The sequence below is a fragment of the Micromonospora lupini str. Lupac 08 genome, assembly GCF_000297395.2.
Classification (GTDB): Bacteria; Actinomycetota; Actinomycetes; order Mycobacteriales; family Micromonosporaceae; genus Micromonospora; species Micromonospora lupini.
The window spans coordinates 3,119,400-3,136,528 of record NZ_HF570108.1; the positions used below are offsets into that span (position 1 = coordinate 3,119,400).

Sequence of the window (17,129 nt, forward strand, 5' to 3'; positions counted from 1 at the left end):
GGCGCAAGCCCGGGGCCGTGGCCCAGGTCAGCCGGCGGGGGGCGCGAGGGACCGGCGTCGGCGCAGCGGCATCGCGACGAGTGACGGCTCGGCGGGGCCGCCGTCGAGGAGCAGCTCGACAGCGCGCCGCCCCATCTGCTCGTGGGGCAGCGCCGTGGTGGCCAGGCTGGGGCGCAGCCAGGCGGCGATCGGGTCGTCGTCGAACGAGATCACCGAGATGTCGTCCGGGACGCTCAGGCCCGCCTCGCCGAGCGCCTGGTACGCGCCGAAGGCCAGCCGGTCGTTCATGCAGATGACCGCGCTGGGGCGCGACGGCCTGCTCAGGAGCCCGCGCATGGCCGCGTAGCCGTGCTCGGGCAGCCACTCGGTGCAGAAGCACTCGGCGAGGAGGCTGACGCCCGCCTCGTCCAGCGCCTGCTGGATGCCGCCCAGGCGGGCCCGGGCGGCGAGGGAGACCTCCGGATCGTCCTCCTTGAGCCGGTTGCGGCCGATCAGCGCGATGGCGTCGCGGTGGCCGTGCTCCAACAGGGCGGCGGCCACGGAGCGACCGGCCCGGTCGTCGTCGGGAAGGACGCAGGGCAGGCCGTCGGCGCTGGTGGCGTTGAGCAGCACCACCGGGCCGCCGAGGATGGCCGGGGGCACCGTCAGCCGCCGGGTGGCCATGGCGGCGTAGATGACTCCGTCGACCTGTCGGTCGAGCATGGCCTCGATGGCGTACTGCTCGAACGTCGCGTCGCCCTGCGTCTCGGTGATGAGCAGCACGTGGTCCCGCTCCCGGGCCGCGTCGAGCGCGCCCCGGATGAGACCGCCGGCGAAGCGGGTGGTGGCGACGATGTCGGAGACGAACGCGATGGTCGCGGTCTTGCGGGTACGCAGGCTGCGCGCCGCGAGGTTGGGCCGGTAGCCCAGCTCCTCGGCCGCGGCGAACACGCGCTGGTGTGCCTCGGCCGAGAGCCGCGTGCCCTCCCTGCCGTTGAGCACCATCGACGCGGCGGTCTTGGACAGCCCGGCTCGCCGCGCGACGTCGGCAAGGGTTGCTCTGTTGCGGCCCATCAGTCCTCCGAATCAGGCGCGGTGCCACGGCTCCGCTCCCGCCCATCATGATGCGTCGGTGCCCGGAGCCTGGCCCCGGTCGGGTCGGGCGTGGCGTGACGTCGATGTTTCCGGACCGTTGCCAAGGTTGTCCTTGACAGCCTCCCGTGTCACGCGCATGCTCTGCTAAATCAGTTTAGCGGCCACTTTTGGCGCGTCCGGAGCCGTCGTCGGTCGCCGTGTCGAGGGTCAGAGGTGGCCGGAACGAGTGCTGCGGCGGGATGACCTGTCACGACGTTCCGGTCGTGGCTGTGCACCCGGTCGCGGTGGTCCCGGTGGAGCCGTCGCGCGGCCAAGGGTCGCGGGCGCGCGGAGGAATCTAGGAGTCATGAAATGGCAGAATTGCTGACGAAACTCCCGCGACGCAGAGCGGTGATCCTCGCGCCACTGCTGGCGATCGGGCTCGCCGCGACGGCGTGCAGCGCGCCGGGAGCCGACCGGTCGTCGACCGCCGGGCCCGACGCCGCCGTCAAGACCGACCTGGGCACCGCGCCGATCAAGCTGGAGATGTACGCGGAGACCGGCTTCCCACTGGCCAAGGCGCTCGCCGACGAGTTCTCCAAGCAGTACCCGAACGTCACGTTCGCCATCCGTGAGGACCAGTTCACGGTGATCGTGGAGAACGCGCCGCGCGTGATGGCCTCGGACAACGCGCCGGACATCATCCGGCTCCCCACGATGGTCGACCTGGTCAAGGACGACCTGCTCAAGAACCTCGACCCGTACGTCACGGCGTACGGCTGGGACAAGTTCCCGGCCTCGCAGCTCGTGCAGTTGCGCGTCGGCGAGAACACCAGGGGCACCGGCTCGCTCTACGGCATGGGGCTCGGCTACAGCGTCACAGGCGTCTTCTACAACAAGAAGCTGGCCAGCCAGGTCGGCATGACCCAGCCGCCGGCCACCGTCGCCGAGTTCGAGCAGCTGCTGGCGAAGGCCAAGACCGGCGGGGTCCAGCCGATCATGCAGTTCAACAAGAACACCGCCGGCATCAACTTCCCGCACCAGGCGCTGCAGAACCAGTTCGGCGACCCGGCCCAGGTCGCCGACTGGATCTTCCAGAAGCCGGGGGCGACGTTCGACACCCCGGCCGCGTTGAAGGCCACCCAGAGCATCCAGAAGTGGGCCCAGGCCGGCTACTTCCCGAAGGACGCCAACGCCCTGGACTACGCGGGCATGGTGGGGCAGTTCCAGAAGGGCAACGGCCTGTTCATGTTCAACGGCGACTGGGAGTCGGCAAACCTCGACAAGGCGATGCCCGGCAACGTGGGCTTCTTCCTGTTCCCGGCCGAGACCGCCGGCGGCAGGCACGTCGCGATGTCCGCCCCCAACACGTTCGGCGTCTCCGCGAAGGCCAAGAACCCGGACGCCGCCGCGTACTTCCTGAACTGGGTCCACACCGACGCCAAGGCCCGGGAGATCGCCGTGACGGTCGGCGGTTCCAGCCCGGGCGGTCCGAGCGACCTCCCGGTGCCGGCCGCCGCCCCGAACACCGTGCTGGCCGAGACCCTCAAGGCGGCGCAGCAGCTCGGCGCCGAGAACGGCGCGGTGGACTTCACCGCGAACGCGACCGGCGGCATCTTCGCCGCTGCGATCACGCCGGAGATGCAGAAGCTGGTCGCCGGCCAGCAGACGCCCGAGGGGTACGTGAAGGCGGTCCAGGCCGAGTACGCGAAGGAACTGTCCCGATGACGTCTGCCCTCGGCAGCGCACCGACCGGGCAGGACCACCGTGCCCGTCCGATCCCCACGCGGGCCCACCGACGCCGGTGGGCCCGCGCGGCCGGGACCGGCTGGTTGTACGTCCTGCCCGCCCTGGTGATGTACGCGGTCTTCGTCCTGCGCCCCCTTGCGCTCACGGTCCAGTACTCGCTCTACGACTGGAACGGGATCGGCGTCGCCCGCTGGGCGGGGCTGGACAACTACGTCACCGTGTTCACCGACAGCGACCTGCTGAAGATCATCTCCAACGCGATCATCCTGATCGTCTTCTTCAGCCTCGTCCCGGTCGCGCTCGGACTGCTGGTGGCGAGCCTGGTCCGCCGGATCACCACCGGCGCGTTCGGGACCGTGGTCCGGACGATCCTGTTCCTACCGCAGGTCATCCCGCTCGTCGCGGCAGGCATCGCGTGGAGCTGGCTGCTCTCGACAAACGGGCTGGTCAACCAGGTGTTGCGCGCGCTCGGGCTGGGTGGCGTCGCCCGCGCGTGGCTCGGCGACTTCGACACCGCGCTGCCCGCCGTCGGCGTGATCGGCGCCTGGGTCCTGCTCGGGCTCTGCACGATCCTGCTGGTGACCGGCATGAGCAAGATCGATCCGGCGCTCTACGAGGCCGCCCGCCTGGACGGCGCGGGGCCGGTCCGTGAGTTCCTCGCGGTGACCCTGCCCAGCCTGCGCCAGGAGATCGGGGTCTGCCTCACCGTCACGATCATCGCCGCCCTGGCGAGCTTCGACATCGTCTACATCTCCACAAGCGGAGGCCCGGGTCTGCAGACCACAGTTCCCGGTCTGGAGATCTACCGCCTCGCCTTCTCGCAGCGTCAGGTCGGACTGGCCTCGGCCCTCGCCGTCGTGCTCATGCTGCTGGTGCTGGCGTTCGTGCTGCCGATCCAGCGACTGACCCGGGGGGAGAAGCCGTGAACCTGAGCCGACGTGAGCAGGTGACCGGGCGGGTCTTCCTGATCGCCCTGATCCTCGTCACCCTGCTGCCGTTCGTGAGCATGCTCTCGGCCGCCCTGCAACCGCGTGGCACCGTGCCCGACGGGCTGGCCTGGCCGTCCGACCCGCAGTGGGGAAACTTCGCCGACGCGTTCACCGCCGCCAACATGGGCGCGCTGCTGCGCTCCAGCCTGCTCATCGTGGCCGGCGTCGTACCGGTGTCGGTGCTCATCGCCACCATGGCCGGCTTCGGGCTCGGCCAGCTCCGGGTGCCCGGCGGCCGGCTCGTCTTCGGCCTGCTGCTGCTCGGCCTCACCCTGCCGTTCGAGGCCGTGGTCACCCCGCTCTACTACCAGATGCAGGACTTCGGGCTGCTCAACACCCGGTGGGCCATCATCCTGCCGTTGATCGGCCTCTACATGCCGTTCGCGGTGTTCTGGATGCGTGCCCACTTCACCAACGTGCCGGTCGAGCTGTCCGAGGCCGCCCGGGTGGACGGCAGCAGCACCTGGCAGTTGTTCTGGCGGGTCCAGGTGCCGCTGGCCCGCCCGGCCATCGCGTCGCTGACGATCCTGATGTTCCTGTGGACGTGGAACCAGTTCCTGCTCGCGATCGTCCTCGTCGACGACGCCAGCAAACGCACGATGGCCGGGGCGCTCGGGGCGTTCCAGGGCCAGTGGGGCACCGACGTGGTGCTGCTGTGCGCTGGTTCGCTGCTGATCCTCACCCCCACCCTCATCGTGTTCCTGATCTTCCAGCGACAGTTCATCAAGGCCCTGATCCAGGGCTCACTGAAGGGATAGGCAGTGGCCACGCAGCCGCAGATCCACGGCGACGTCGACGAGCGCTACGGGCGCGTCGCCGACACCTTCCGCGACAACTTCACCTTCCGGTCCGAGGTCGGCGCCGCGGTCGCCCTCTACGTGCGGGGCCGCAAGGTCGTCGACCTGTACGGCGGGCTTGCCGATTCCCGCACCGGGCGGCCGTGGACGGCGCACACGCCTGCCGTCGTCTTCTCCTGCACCAAGGGGATCCTGGCGATCTGCGCGTACCTCCTGGTGCAGCAGGGGCGGCTCGACCTCGACGCGCCCGTGACGCACTACTGGCCGGAGTTCGGCAAGCACGGCAAGGCGGACATCCCCGTACGCATGCTGCTCACGCACCAGGCCGGCCTGCCGGCCCTGGACCGGCCCCTGACCCTCGACGAGGTGCTCGCGTGGGATCCGGTCATCGCGGCGATCGAGGCGCAGACGCCGCTGTGGCAGCCGGGCACCGCCCACAGCTACCACTCGATGACCTACGGGTGGCTCGTCGGCGAGGTCATCCACCGCGTCACCGGCCAGCTGCCCGGCGCGTACTTCCACGACACCGTCGCGCGGCCACTGGGACTGCGCACCTGGCTCGGCCTCCCCGCCAGCGAGCGCGACACCGTCGCCTGGGATCTGGCGCCACTGTCGAACGCCGATCCGTTCGTCGAACCGGTCGCCGAGCGGGGCATCACCATGGGTGGCGCGTTCGCCTTTCCGGCCGACGCCGACGGGCTGGTCAGTTTCAACGACCCCGCCATCCAGGCCGCCGGCATCCCGGGCGCGGGCGCGGTGAGCACCGCCGACGGCCTGGCGCGGCTCTACGCGGCCTGCGTGTCCGACCTCCGGGGCGGGCCCCTGCTCACGCGCGCGTCGGTGGACGACGCGGTCGTCGTCCGCTCCCAGGGCCAGCAGCGGCACGGCCCGCCGGACACCGGCCAGCGCTGGGGCAGCGGCTTCCTGCTGCACTCGCCGCCGGCGCGGCCCCTGCTGGGAGAGCGCAGCTTCGGCCACGACGGCGCCGGAGGCAGCCTCGCCTTCGCCGACGCGGACCACGAGGTGGGGTTCGGCTACGTGGTCAACCAGATGTACGGGGCCGACGACGAGCGCGCCAACCGGCTCACCGCTGCCGTCCGCTCCTGCCTCGACGCCTGAACAGGCCGGATGCGGTGTGAGTCGGCGCCGCACGGGGTAGGGAGGACGTCGACGGCGGCCATGCGGCGAGACGCTGCCACGATCCGACGGAGTGACAAGCTGTGCGCGACTCCCACCTGCCGGCAGGCGCCGGCCGACACGGACGTCGGCGATGACCGAGCCGACAGCCGACCCCGCCCACGCGTTGGCCGAGTTGAGCCGGATCCGACTCGACGAGGTCAGCCTCGACGACATGCTGCTCCGGGTGGCCACGCTGGCCAGCCGGAGCGTGCCCGGCGCCCGGGAGGTCTCGGTCACCCTCGTCCGGGCTCAGCTCGGTTGGACCGCGGCGTTCACCGGAGACCTGGCCCGCGAGCTGGACGAGTGGCAGTACGAGCAGCATCGGGGCCCGTGCCTGGACGCCTCGGCCAGCGGCGACACCATCTCCGTGCCGGACATGACAGTCGAGCAGCGCTGGCCGCAATGGGCGCAGCGGGCGGGCGCCGTCGGCGTGGGCAGTTCGTTGTCGGTCGGGCTGCCGATCCAGGAGTCGGTGGTGGGGGCGCTCAACGTCTACGGCGGCCCGGCGAACGCCTTCGATCCGCCGGCGATCGCGGTCGCGGAGCACTTCGCCGCGTACGCGGCGGTGGCGCTGGCCAATGCCCACCTGTACGAAAGCGCCGCCACCCTGGCGGAGCAGATGCGGGAGGCGATGCGCAGTCGCGCGGTGATCGAGCAGGCCAAGGGGATCATCATGGGGGAGCGGCGGTGCACGCCGGACGAGGCGTTCGCGCTGCTGTCGAAGATCTCCCAGGACTCCAACCGCAAGGTGCGTGACGTCGCGGAGGCCCTCGTTGCCAGGGCGGTCCCGAGGGCTGGGGTGTGAGCGTGGGTTCAACCGATCAGGGAGATGGCGTGTTGTCGCCGACACAGGAGGGGCGGCCCGAGGCTCTGCGGGACGCACTGCTCGTCCTCGCCGGCCTGCCCGACGAATCTCCGGCACTGCCGGCCCACCTGCGCACGATCGTCGCGCTGAGCGCCGCGGTGGTGGCGCCCGTCGACTTCGCCTCGGTGACCGTGCTGGCTGCGGAGGGCCCGCGCACCGAGGCGTCCAGCGCCGACGCCGCCGACGAGATCGATCTGGCCCAGTACGCCGAGGACGCCGGGCCCTGCCTCGAGGCGGTGCGGTCGGCACGGACTGTCGGCGTGCCCGATGTGGCCGGCGTGGTGGTGTGGCCGGGCTTCCGGGACGTGGCCTGGCGGTACGGGGTCCGTGCCTCGCTGTCGATCCCGCTCTTCGCCGGCAGCGGCGCACCGGTCGCCGGGCTGAACCTCTACTCCCGTGACGTCACCGCCATGCGACAGCTGATCCAGCGGGTCGAATCCTGCTACGCCGGCGACTCCGCGGCGTCCGCCCGGCTGGACGCGGGCAGCGAGCAGCTTCTCGCGGGGCTCACGGAGGCGCTGCGCTGCCGCGACCTCGTCCAACGGGCGCTCGGTGTGCTGATGGACCGGGAGAACGTCGCCGCCGGGCCGGCCTACCGGCGGCTGGTCGACGCGACCACCGCCGGCACGTCGTTGACCGGCACGGCTTCGGCCATTCTCCGTCAACACCTGAGCTGACGGCCGAGGACTGGACCGGTCGGGATCGTGCCTCGCGGACGCTGTCGACACCGGCGCGGGCGACACGTCGAAGGTGATCGACGGCCGAAAGGGTCGGCACCCCCGGGGCGCGCGGTACGTCCGCGACGCCCCGGGGGTGCCGGGGTGGTGAGCTGAGAGGGGACGGGTCAGCTCGCGGTGCAGCTGGGGGTGCCGGACGGGCTGGCACCGGTGCCCTGGAAGCCGAACTCGGTGCTGGCTCCCGCGCCGACCTGGCCGTTGTAGTCGACGTTGCGGAAGTCCACCGCGCCCGACGAGCCGCTGGCCTGCGCGCTCCAGGTGTTGGTGATGGCGGCGCCCGAGGGCAGCGTGACCCGGACCGTCCAACCCCGCAGGGCCGTCGACCCGGCGGTGACCTTGACGGTGGCGACGAAGCCGCCGTTCCAGGAGTTCAGCGACACCGAGGCCGTGCACCCGTCACCGGTCGGCGGCGGGGTGGTGGGCGGCGGGGTCGTCGGCGGCGGGGTCGTCGGCGGCGGAGTGGTGGGCGGCGGGGTCGTCGGCGGCGCGGTGGTCGGAATGGGCGTTCCGGAGTTCAGCGCGTTGAGGACCGAGGTGTACGCCGCCTTCTTGTTGCCCGAGCGGTCGAACAGCAGTGGGTTGTCGTTACCGCGCCACGAGTCGCTGTCCCGCACACCCCACACCGTGATGCCGGTGCAGCGGGGGATGGCCATGCACGCCCGGGTGACCTGGGCGTACGCGTTGGCCTGGTTGGAGCCCTGGGTGATGTCCAGCTCGGTGATCTGCACGTCGACGCCGAGGTCGGCGAAGCGCTGGAGGTTGGCCTGGTAGTCACCGGGCACCGACGTGCCCAGGTGGGACTGGAAGCCGACGCAGTCGATCGGGACACCGCGGGACTTGAAGTCGCGCACCATGTTGTAGATGCCGGTGGACTTCGCGTTGATCCCGTCGGTGTTGTAGTCGTTGTAGCAGAGCTTCGCGCCCGGGTCGGCGGCGCGGGCGGCGCGGAACGCCGCCTCGATCCAGTCGTTGCCGGTGCGCTGCAGGTTCGAGTCGCGCCGGCCGCCGCTGCCACCGTCGGCGAACGCCTCGTTCACCACGTCCCAGGCGTAGATCTTGCCCCGGTAGTGGGTGGCGACCTGGGTGACGTGGTTGATCGCGGCGTTGCGCAGCGCGGTGCCGGACATTCCCTGCGCCCACCCCGGCTGCTGCTGGTACCACAGCAGCGTGTGACCGCGGACCAGCATGCCGTGCGACTGGGCGTGGGCGACGATCTGGTCCCCGCCGGAGTAGGTGAACCGGCCCTGCTGCGGCTCGGTGGCGTCCCACTTCATCTCGTTCTCGGGAGTGAGCTGGTTGAACTCCCGGTTCACGATGCTGGCGAACTGGCTGTCCGACAGCTTGAAGGCGGGTACCGCGGCGCCGAAGTAACGGCCCTTCTCGGCCGCGGATGCGCCAAGGGTGGTGCCGGCGTTGGCGGCGGAGGTCATCGCCACCGTCGCGGCGACGGCCGCGAGGGCGGCCGCGACCGGCACCAGCACCCGACGACCCCGGAACCGGGATCGTGGTGCGTCTTCGTCGGGGATCTTGTCCATGGGGTTCTGCCTTTCGAGATGGTGGCGGCCGGAGTCGGGGGATCGGCCGGTCCAACCGGTGGTGGGGCTGCCCGTCGGAAACCGGCTCGGGGTGGGTGTGGAGGGACCCCGGGTGGCCGATGGGTTGCCAACGGCGATGGCCTGAGGGCGGACGTCACGAAGCGAGCGACCGCGTGCGCGGACGCGGAAACACGGCGTACGCCGGACAGGTGTGGCTCGGACTGGTCACCGACCGTCGACCGGGTCGCGGGACCCGATGCCCTTCGAGGTGTCGGTTACTCCGAACGGGAGGGACGTGCCCTCGACTCCTTGGCGGAACATAGCATGTTATCGATAACATGCTCAAGGTGAGTGGCGACCGGCCACCGAGGGCCGCCGGCGATGACACCCACGAGGTGGTTGTCGGGCGTTGCCGCTGACAGTGGCCGGCACGGCGGGCGGGCCGGTTGGCCCCGGGCGCGGGGCGCACGCCACGGCCGGTCGCAGGTGACGAAGTTTGGTCCGACGTATGCCGCCCGAAACGGGCCATAACGATGCCACAACATGGCTGTAAGACCTTGGCAACATGAGTGTGACCATGGCAAGGTAACGCCTGATCGCAGGAAACATCCGATCTATCGCGCGAGGCGCTGCGGGTGTGGGCCCGTGAGTGACTTCCTGGGGAGGTCCGGTTGCTGAGTAGTGCGTTGTTCGCCGGTGCAGACGCCTGTGGAGCCGGGGACACAGTGGAGGAAGGTCGGGTCCGACGATGAGTGCTGTCGAGGCAACGGCGGACGCCCGGGGTGGCGCGCTCAACGACTGGTTGCGGGAGCGCATCTCCCACGCGCTCTCCGAGTTCACCGCGGCCACCGCGCTCGTCGTCCTGTTCGTCGCGTTGAGTTTCGCCAGTCCCTACTTCCTGACGGCGGACAACCTGTTCAACATCGGCGCGCAGACCGCGGTGATCGCCATCATCGCCGCCGCGCAGACGATGGTCATCATCACGCGGGGCATCGACCTGTCGGTCGGTTCGGTCGCCGCGCTCGCCGGTGTGGCGGGAGCGATGGTCGTCCGTGACCTGGGTTTCCCGCTCCTGGCGGCGACGGCGGTCGCGATCGGTGTCGGCGCCCTGGCCGGGCTGCTCAACGGCCTGCTGGTGACCGTCGCCCGGATTCCCCCGTTCATCGCGACGCTTGGCACGATGTCGGTCGGCCGGGGCCTGGTCTTCATCATGACCGGGGCGGTCGGTGTCTACGGTCTGCCCCGGTCGTTCCAACTGCTCGGCAACGGCGAGATCATCGGCATCCCGTTCGCCGTGGTGATCACCGTGCTGGTCGCCGTCGGGGTCGCGTTCCTGCTCTCGCAGACCCGCTTCGGTCAGTACACCTACGCGATGGGGTCCAATCTGGAAGCCGCGCGCCGCTCGGGCATCGCGGTGGGCCGGAACCTGACCTACGTGTACGTCCTGGCGGGTGTGCTGGTCGGTCTGGGCGGCATGATCGCCGCCTCCCGGGTCAACTCCGGCCAGCCGAACTACGGCATCTCGTTGGAACTCGACGTCATCGCCGCAGCGGTCATCGGCGGCGCGAGCCTGTTCGGGGGGCAGGGCCGGATCGTCGGAACCATCATCGGCGCCTTCCTCATCGCCCTGGTCCGCAACGGCGCCGTCCTGCTCGACATCAGCATCCACTACCAGCAGGTGATCGTCGGCCTGATCATCTGGGCCGCCGTCTACTTCGACCAGTACCGCCGTCGGCGGCTGGAGTCACGGGGCTGACATGCCGTTCCCGGAGTTCGACAGAGGAAGGACGCACACCATGTCACACACCACCACCAGCCGACGGCCACGAGGGCGCCTCCTGCGCGCACAGGTCATCATCGCCGCCGCCGCGGCGACAGCTCTGCTCAGCGCGTGCGGCGGCGTCGAGGTCCGCGACGGAGGTGACGGCGCGTCCAAGGACGCGAGCGGTCCGCTGAAGCTCGCCGTCGTGCCGAAGGCTGTCGGGGCCGACTACTGGAACACGGTGAAGGCGGGCGCCGAGTGCGCCGCGCAGCGGGCCGGCGACGTCACGGTCCAGTGGGACGGGGTGACGACCGAGACCGACGTCGAGGGTCAGGTCAACCTCATCCAGAACTTCGTCACCAAGAAGGTCGACGGCATCGTCTACGCGGCGACCGACTCCAGCGCGCTGGCGCCCGCGACCGACCAGGCGCTCGCCGCGAAGATCCCGGTCGCGATGATCGACTCTGGCACCAGCCCGCAGCCGTCGGGCGTTCCCCTCTTCGCCACCGACAACCGTGCGTCGGCCACCGAGGCGGCGAAGTTGCTCGCCACCGAGCTGGGCCCCGGCAACCACCAGGTCGCCCTGGTCGAGTTCCAGCCCGGCTCGCAGACCAACACCGAGCGGGTCGACGGCTTCAAGGCCGGCCTCGCGCAGTTCCCCAACCTGAAGCTGGTCGGCCAGCAACCCAGCCGCAGCGACGTCAACGAGGCGCGGCGGGTCACCGAGAACATCCTCACCGCGAACCCGAACCTCGCCGGCATCTTCGCGGCGAACGAGCCGAGCGTGCTCGGCGCCGCGCAGGCCATCCAGGCGGCGGGCAAGTCCGGCAAGGTGGTCATCATCGGGTGGGACGCCGCCCCGGACGAGGTCGCCGGGCTACGCAGCGGCCAGATCTCGGCGCTTGTCGTGCAGAACCCGTTCAAGATGGGCTACTTCGGCGTCGACAAGATGGTCAAGCACCTGCGGGACAAGGCGCCGTTGGCGTCGGCGGACACCGGCGTCACGTTCGTCACCAAGAAGAACATCGACTCGGCGGAGATCAAGGCGGTGCTCGAGCCCAGCTGCGCCAACCCCCCGGTGCAGTGATGGCCACCGCCGCAACGGCCACCGCCGAGAACGACAAGCCGGCCGCCGGCGACCCGCCGGTCCTCGAAGCCCGTGGCATCGTCAAGCGGTTCGGCCACGTCGAGGCGCTGCGCGGCGCCGACTTCACCGTCGGAAAGGGTGAGGTCGTCGCGCTCATCGGTGACAACGGCGCCGGAAAGAGCACGCTGATCAAGACGCTGTCGGGTGTGCACGCGCCCGACGAGGGTGAGATCCGGGTGGGTGGTCGTCCCGTCCACTTCGCGACGCCTGTGGACGCCCGGCGCGCGGGGGTGGAGACCGTCTACCAGGATCTCGCGGTCGCCGACGACCTCAGCGTCGCCGCCAACCTCTACCTCGGGCGGGAGATCCTGCGCTCCGGGCCGCTCGGCCGGCTGGGGCTGCTCGACAAGCGCGCCATGCGGCAGGGGGCCGCCGCCGCCCTCGCCGAGCTGGGCGTACGGATCCCCCGGGTCACCACGCCGATCGCGATGCTGTCCGGTGGTCAGCGACAGTGCGTGGCGGTGGCACGGGCGATCATCTGGGCGACGAACGTGGTCATCCTCGACGAACCGACCGCTGCGTTGGGCGTCGTGCAGACCGGGCGGGTGCTCGACGTCGTGCGCCGGGCCCGGGACGCGGGCATGTCGGTGGTGCTGGTCAGCCACAACATGCCGCAGGTGCTCGAGATCGCCGACCGGGTGGAGGTGCTGCGCCTGGGCCGGCGGGCCGCCCGGCTGCGTGCCGACGAGGTCACCACCGACGACCTGGTCGCGGCGATGACCGGGAGCAGCGGCGCGGAGCGGGACTAGGTGTTGGCGGTCGCCCGCCCGTGACCGCGCGCGGTGGACCGGTATCGGGTCCGCCGGCGCGCGGGACGGGCGGGCGATCACTGCGGCTGTGCGTCGACGCCCGTCTCACCCTCGTCGGGGACCCCCTGTAGCGATTCCTCCACACCGATCAGGTGGTTGGCCATCCGGGTGCGGGCCCGCTCCGGGTCGCGCGCCCGGAGAGCCTTCAGGATCGCCACGTGCTCGTCGTGGGTACGCCGGTCCGCGCCCTCCTCGTGCAGGCTTCGCCAGAGCCGCCCGCGGAGGGTCCGCCCGGCGAACGCCTCGATCAGGCCGATCAGCACCGGGTTGTCGGCGTGTGCGGCGATGATCCGGTGGAACGCGATGTCGATTTCCATGATCCGCTCATGGTCCTGCGGAGACCGACCGGCGATCCGGGCCGCCTCGTCGAGCAGCTCCCCGGCCTGGGCGAGGGCCTCGTCGGTGATCCGGGTCGCCGCCAACCGGGCGGCCTCGCACTCGAGCAGGCGGCGGACGGTGTGGATGTGCCGCCCGTCGCCCTGGCCCTGGAAGTCGACGACGAAGCCCATCGGGGCCAGCAGCTGCGGCGCGTCGAGGTTGGTGACGTACGTGCCGTCGCCCTGGCGGATGTTGACGATGCCGAGGATCGACAGCGCCGACATCCCCTCGCGCAGCGATCCCCGCGAGACGCCGAGGGACTCGGCGAGGTCCTTCTCGATGGGCAGCCGATCCCCGGGCTTGAACGTCCCTTCGAGGATCATCCGTTTGATGCCGTTCACCACTTCGTCGGTGCGGGACATGACACCTCCTAGCGGCCGGCGGGGGTGGCCGTCCCACCCGCGATGACGTACGGCTCCGGAGATGACACCGTAGCCGGCTCCGCCGCGGCCCAGTAGAGGCCATCGGGGAACCGGTACTGCGCGATCGACGCGGGGTGCATCCGGGTGGAGTAGCCGGGCGTGCTGGGCAGCACGTAACCGGTGCCCCAGCCGGTGTCCCGGACGACACACGGATCGGTGAAGTGCTCGTGCAGGTGGTCGACGAACTCGGTCACACGGCCGGTGAGATCGCCCGAGATCGCGACGTAGTCGAGCACCGACACGTGCTGGACCATCTCGCAGAGCCCGACACCGCCGGCGTGCGGGCACACCGGGACGTCGAACTTCGCGGCGAGCAGCAGCACGGCGACGATCTCGTTGATGCTGGCCAGCCGGCCGGTGTCCAACTGGCAGAAGTCGATGGCCTCGGCCTGGAACAACTGCTTGAACATCACCCGGTTGTGGCAGTGCTCGCCGGTGGCGACGCCCACGGGAGCGACGGCACGGCGTACGGCGGCGTGGCCGAGGATGTCGTCCGGGCTGGTCGGTTCCTCGATCCACAGTGGCGAGAACTGGGCGAGGGCCTTGACCCACTCGATGGCCTGGTCGACGTCCCACACCTGGTTGGCGTCGATCATCAGGTTGCGGTGCGGGCCGAGGATCTCCCGGGCGATCCGACACCGCCGGATGTCGTCGTCGAGGTCGGCGCCGACCTTGAGCTTGACGTAGCCGTAGCCGGAGTCGACGGCCTCCTGGCACAGTCGGCGCAGCTTGTCGTCGCCGTAGCCGAGCCAACCCGCCGAGGTGGTGTACGCCGGGTAGCCGGTGCGCGCCAACTCGGCCAGGCGGTCGGCCTTCGTGCTCTGCTTGGCGCGCAGGATGGCCAGCGCCTCGTCCCGGGTCAGCGCGTCGGACAGGTAGCGCAGGTCGGCGATGTCGACGAGTTGCTCGGGGGACATGTCGGTGAGCAGCCGCCACAGCGGCTTGTCCGCGAGTCGGGCCGCCAGGTCCCAGGCCGCGTTCAGCACGGCGGCCAGCGACAGGTGGATGACGCCCTTCTCCGGACCGAGCCAGCGCAGCTGGGAGTCGGAGGTGAGCAGGCGGTAGACGGCACCCATGTCGGCGGCCATCGTCGTCACGTCCAGGCCCACCAGGCGGTGGGCCTGGTGCGCCGCCGCCGCGACGACGATGTCGTTGCCCCGGCCGATGGTGAAGGTGAGGCCGTGCCCCGCCAGCGGGGCGCCGGCGCTGTCGACGCCGTCGGTGTGCAGGACGACGTAGGCCGCGGAGTAGTCGCCGTCCTTGTTCATGGCGTCGGACCCGTCAGCGGTCAGCGAGGTGGGGAAGCGGACGTCCTCGACGGTGACGCCAGTGATCTGCGGCATGCGCTCCTCGCCCGACTAGGCTAAAGATCTGATGATCATTTGGAGTATACGGAGGCCCGATCGGGTGCGTCAACGACATCGATCGACCGGTGCCAATATAGATCCTATGATTGGCGCACTCCGGCGGAGTGCGGTGACCGCATCCGTTCCCCGCCCGCCGGGGTGTCCGCCGGGCCCGTCGGACGAACCCGCGCGGAGAGGCCGCGACGGGGGTCGGGTGGCACCGCCGCTGCTTGCCGACCCTCTCGCAGGGCGGCCGACCTGCTCCGCCGCGCTGCGGACCGGGTCGGCCGGCAGCGCCCCGGCCGGCACCGCGAACGTCGATGAGGCCCGATGAAGATTGGATGTTCACCGCGACGGCCGACGGCGGCCGCGAAAGGCGTTACCGATGCGGTTGAGTTGATACATCGCATCTTTGTGGACGCCGGGTGCCGTCGGTGAGTCTCGGTCAGCGGGGGCGTATGTCGGTCTCGTCCGGATCAGGCGAGGGCGGCCAGGTCGGCGAGGAGCTGCTGCACCCGCGTCCGAATGTCGTCGCGGATTCCGCGGACGGCCTCGACGCCCTTGCCGGCCGGGTCGTCGAGCTTCCAGTCCTCGTAGCGCTTGCCGGGGAAGACCGGGCAGGCGTCGCCGCAGCCCATGGTCACGATGACGTCGGAGGACTCCGCGGTGGCGTACTCCAGGAGCTTCGGGGTCTGGTCGGTGATGTCGATGCCGACCTCGCGCATGGCGGCGACGGCGGCGGGGTTGATCGTCTCGGCCGGGGCGGAGCCGGCCGAGCGGACCTCGACGGTGTCGCCGGCGAGGTGGCGCAGCCAGCCGGCGGCCATCTGGGAGCGGCCGGCGTTGTGGACGCAGACGAACAGGACGCTTGGTTTGTGGCTCATCGTGACGCCTCTCGGTCGAGGGGTGGGGTGAAGAAGCGGCGGCGCGCCCAGAGTGAGACGTGGACGAGGCCAACCAGCACGGGCACCTCGATCAACGGCCCGACGACCCCGGCGAGCGCCTGGCCGGAAGCCACGCCGAAGGTGCCGATCGCGACGGCGATGGCGAGTTCGAAGTTGTTGCCGGCGGCGGTGAACGCGAGGGTGGTCGTGCGCGCGTAGCCGAGGCCGAGGGCGCGGCCGAGGGCGTAGGAGCCGGCCCACATCAGCGCGAAGTACACAAGCAGCGGCAGGGCGATGCGGGCGACGTCGAACGGCCGGCCGGTGATGGCGTCGCCCTGCAGGGCGAACAGGATCACGATGGTGAACAGCAGCCCGTACAGGGCCACCGGGCCGACGCGGGGCAGGAGGCGGGACTCGTACCACTCACGACCCCTGGCGCGCTCGCCGAGGCGGCGGGTGAGGTAACCGGCAAGCAGTGGGATGCCGAGGAAGACGAGCACGTTGCGGGCGATCTCCCACGCCGAGACGCGCAGCTCGGCGCCCGGCAACCCGAGCCACCCGGGCAGCACCGCCAGGTAGAACCAGCCGAGCAGGCCGAAGGCGAGGACCTGGAAGACGGAGTTGAGCGCGACCAGGACCGCCGCGGCCTCGCGGTCGCCGCACGCGAGGTCGTTCCAGATGACGACCATGGCGATGCAGCGGGCGAGGCCGACGATGATCAACCCGGTGCGGTACGCGGGCTGGTCGGCCAGGAACACCCAGGCCAGGGCGAACATCACGGCCGGGCCGACAAGCCAGTTGAGGACCAGCGACGAGATCAGCAGGCGGCGGTCGCCGGTCACGGTGTCGAGCCGGTCGTAGCGGACCTTCGCCAGCACCGGATACATCATGACCAGCAGGCCGATCGCGATCGGCAGCGAGATCCCACCGACCGCCACCGCGTCCAGCGCGTCGTCCAGCCCGGGGATCAGGCGGCCGAGAAGCAGCCCGACCACCATGGCCAGCCCGATCCAGACGGGCAGGAACCGGTCGAGTCGGGAGAGGCGACCGACGACGGCGCTCCCGGCCGGGTCGGTCCGGCGGGTGAGCGTGCTCACGAGCACTCCGACCGGGCGGCGGGAGTGGCGTCGGTGCCGGTCGGCACGACGGTGAGCAGCGCGGCGAGCTGGTGCAGGACCGTCGGCCGGGCGCGGTAGTAGACCCAGGTTCCGCGGCGGTCGGCATCGACGAGCCCGGCCTCGCGCAGCGTCCTCAGGTGGTGCGAGATGGTCGGGCCGGTCAGGTCGAACGCGGGGGTGAGGTCGCAGACGCAGATCTCGCCGCCCTCGGCGGAGGCGATCATCGACATGAGCTGCAGGCGGACCGGGTCGCCGAGGGCCTTGAGCGCGGGGGCGAGCGCGGCGGCGGTCTCGGCCGGCACGCGCCGCTCGGACAGGGGCGGGCAGCACAGCGCGTCCACGACCGCTTGTTTCGACAT

At 70.8% G+C, this 17,129-nt stretch carries 16 protein-coding genes; 9 read left to right on the top strand and 7 right to left on the bottom strand.

The genetic code is table 11. The features are described 5' to 3' along the window. Positions 1 to 27: 27 nt before the first annotated feature. Positions 28 to 1,053, bottom strand: a complete 1,026-nt coding sequence (locus MILUP08_RS15305; protein WP_007459185.1) for a LacI family DNA-binding transcriptional regulator — start codon at positions 1,051 to 1,053, stop codon at positions 28 to 30. A 372-nt stretch (positions 1,054 to 1,425) separates the two neighbouring features. Here MILUP08_RS15305 and MILUP08_RS15310 point away from each other — a divergent pair, with 372 nt between their 5' ends. The 6 genes from MILUP08_RS15310 (at position 1,426) to MILUP08_RS33825 (ending at position 7,309) form a co-directional block, all read left to right on the top strand. Next, on the top strand, positions 1,426 to 2,781 hold the full coding sequence (locus MILUP08_RS15310; RefSeq protein ID WP_007459187.1) for an ABC transporter substrate-binding protein: 1,356 nt from the start codon (positions 1,426 to 1,428) through the stop codon (positions 2,779 to 2,781). Then, a complete protein-coding gene (locus tag MILUP08_RS15315; RefSeq protein WP_007459189.1) occupies positions 2,778 to 3,728 on the top strand; it encodes a carbohydrate ABC transporter permease in 951 nt (316 codons plus the stop codon). The genes MILUP08_RS15310 and MILUP08_RS15315 overlap by 4 nt, the downstream gene beginning before the upstream one ends. After that, a complete protein-coding gene (locus MILUP08_RS15320) occupies positions 3,725 to 4,549 on the top strand; it encodes a carbohydrate ABC transporter permease (RefSeq protein ID WP_007459191.1) in 825 nt (274 codons plus the stop codon). Before MILUP08_RS15315 ends, MILUP08_RS15320 begins: the two co-directional genes overlap by 4 nt. Before the next feature lie 3 nt (positions 4,550 to 4,552). Further along, positions 4,553 to 5,707, top strand: a complete 1,155-nt coding sequence (locus MILUP08_RS15325) for a serine hydrolase domain-containing protein (RefSeq protein ID WP_007459192.1) — start codon at positions 4,553 to 4,555, stop codon at positions 5,705 to 5,707. 151 nt (positions 5,708 to 5,858) lie between these two features. After that, entirely contained in the window at positions 5,859 to 6,572 is a 714-nt protein-coding gene (locus tag MILUP08_RS15330; protein ID WP_007459195.1) for a GAF and ANTAR domain-containing protein, read from the top strand. Positions 6,573 to 6,601: 29 nt separating this feature from the next. Next, a complete protein-coding gene (locus tag MILUP08_RS33825) occupies positions 6,602 to 7,309 on the top strand; it encodes a GAF and ANTAR domain-containing protein (RefSeq protein ID WP_007459197.1) in 708 nt (235 codons plus the stop codon). A gap of 167 nt (positions 7,310 to 7,476) precedes the next feature. Here the strand turns inward: MILUP08_RS33825 and MILUP08_RS15340 are convergent, their stop codons facing one another. Then, positions 7,477 to 8,904, bottom strand: coding sequence for a glycoside hydrolase family 10 protein (locus tag MILUP08_RS15340; protein WP_007459199.1), 1,428 nt, complete (start codon positions 8,902 to 8,904; stop codon positions 7,477 to 7,479). A 748-nt stretch (positions 8,905 to 9,652) separates the two neighbouring features. Here MILUP08_RS15340 and MILUP08_RS15345 point away from each other — a divergent pair. From MILUP08_RS15345 to MILUP08_RS15355, 3 genes are read left to right on the top strand one after another with little or no spacing between them, the layout of a single operon-like run. Then, positions 9,653 to 10,660 carry an ABC transporter permease gene (locus MILUP08_RS15345; RefSeq protein WP_007459201.1) on the top strand — a complete coding sequence of 336 codons (1,008 nt, stop codon included), beginning with the start codon at positions 9,653 to 9,655 and terminating at the stop codon, positions 10,658 to 10,660. 40 nt (positions 10,661 to 10,700) lie between these two features. Next, positions 10,701 to 11,753, top strand: a complete 1,053-nt coding sequence (locus tag MILUP08_RS15350; RefSeq protein WP_007459203.1) for an ABC transporter substrate-binding protein — start codon at positions 10,701 to 10,703, stop codon at positions 11,751 to 11,753. After that, positions 11,753 to 12,562 carry an ATP-binding cassette domain-containing protein gene (locus MILUP08_RS15355; RefSeq protein WP_007459205.1) on the top strand — a complete coding sequence of 270 codons (810 nt, stop codon included), beginning with the start codon at positions 11,753 to 11,755 and terminating at the stop codon, positions 12,560 to 12,562. The genes MILUP08_RS15350 and MILUP08_RS15355 overlap by 1 nt, the downstream gene beginning before the upstream one ends. Positions 12,563 to 12,639: 77 nt before the next feature. Here MILUP08_RS15355 and MILUP08_RS15360 read toward each other — a convergent pair whose 3' ends face one another. The 5 genes from MILUP08_RS15360 to MILUP08_RS15380 all read right to left on the bottom strand — a co-directional run bounded on the left by MILUP08_RS15360 (position 12,640) and on the right by MILUP08_RS15380 (position 17,129). Next, positions 12,640 to 13,362 carry a FadR/GntR family transcriptional regulator gene (locus MILUP08_RS15360; protein ID WP_007459207.1) on the bottom strand — a complete coding sequence of 241 codons (723 nt, stop codon included), beginning with the start codon at positions 13,360 to 13,362 and terminating at the stop codon, positions 12,640 to 12,642. 8 nt (positions 13,363 to 13,370) lie between these two features. Then, positions 13,371 to 14,765 (bottom strand): enolase C-terminal domain-like protein, encoded by a 1,395-nt coding sequence (locus MILUP08_RS15365; RefSeq protein WP_007459210.1) that lies wholly within the window; start codon positions 14,763 to 14,765, stop codon positions 13,371 to 13,373. Positions 14,766 to 15,244: 479 nt separating this feature from the next. Continuing rightward, positions 15,245 to 15,652, bottom strand: coding sequence for an arsenate reductase ArsC (locus tag MILUP08_RS15370; protein ID WP_007459214.1), 408 nt, complete (start codon positions 15,650 to 15,652; stop codon positions 15,245 to 15,247). Further along, positions 15,649 to 16,749: an ACR3 family arsenite efflux transporter gene (gene arsB, locus MILUP08_RS15375; protein WP_007459216.1), complete on the bottom strand. Its 1,101-nt coding sequence runs from the start codon at positions 16,747 to 16,749 to the stop codon at positions 15,649 to 15,651. The genes MILUP08_RS15370 and arsB overlap by 4 nt, the downstream gene beginning before the upstream one ends. Next, positions 16,746 to 17,129 carry an ArsR/SmtB family transcription factor gene (locus MILUP08_RS15380; protein WP_007459218.1) on the bottom strand — a complete coding sequence of 128 codons (384 nt, stop codon included), beginning with the start codon at positions 17,127 to 17,129 and terminating at the stop codon, positions 16,746 to 16,748. Before MILUP08_RS15380 ends, arsB begins: the two co-directional genes overlap by 4 nt.

Coding starts and splice junctions, on each gene's coding strand:
- MILUP08_RS15350 (WP_007459203.1), top strand. CDS start 10,701: ATGTCACACACCACCACCAGCCGACGGCCACGAGGGCGCCTCCTGCGC.
- MILUP08_RS15370 (WP_007459214.1), bottom strand. CDS start 15,652: ATGAGCCACAAACCAAGCGTCCTGTTCGTCTGCGTCCACAACGCCGGC.
- MILUP08_RS15310 (WP_007459187.1), top strand. CDS start 1,426: ATGGCAGAATTGCTGACGAAACTCCCGCGACGCAGAGCGGTGATCCTC.
- MILUP08_RS15315 (WP_007459189.1), top strand. CDS start 2,778: ATGACGTCTGCCCTCGGCAGCGCACCGACCGGGCAGGACCACCGTGCC.
- MILUP08_RS15305 (WP_007459185.1), bottom strand. CDS start 1,053: ATGGGCCGCAACAGAGCAACCCTTGCCGACGTCGCGCGGCGAGCCGGG.
- MILUP08_RS15360 (WP_007459207.1), bottom strand. CDS start 13,362: ATGTCCCGCACCGACGAAGTGGTGAACGGCATCAAACGGATGATCCTC.
- MILUP08_RS15380 (WP_007459218.1), bottom strand. CDS start 17,129: ATGTCGAAACAAGCGGTCGTGGACGCGCTGTGCTGCCCGCCCCTGTCC.
- MILUP08_RS15340 (WP_007459199.1), bottom strand. CDS start 8,904: ATGGACAAGATCCCCGACGAAGACGCACCACGATCCCGGTTCCGGGGT.
- MILUP08_RS15330 (WP_007459195.1), top strand. CDS start 5,859: ATGACCGAGCCGACAGCCGACCCCGCCCACGCGTTGGCCGAGTTGAGC.
- MILUP08_RS15355 (WP_007459205.1), top strand. CDS start 11,753: ATGGCCACCGCCGCAACGGCCACCGCCGAGAACGACAAGCCGGCCGCC.
- MILUP08_RS15345 (WP_007459201.1), top strand. CDS start 9,653: ATGAGTGCTGTCGAGGCAACGGCGGACGCCCGGGGTGGCGCGCTCAAC.
- MILUP08_RS15365 (WP_007459210.1), bottom strand. CDS start 14,765: ATGCCGCAGATCACTGGCGTCACCGTCGAGGACGTCCGCTTCCCCACC.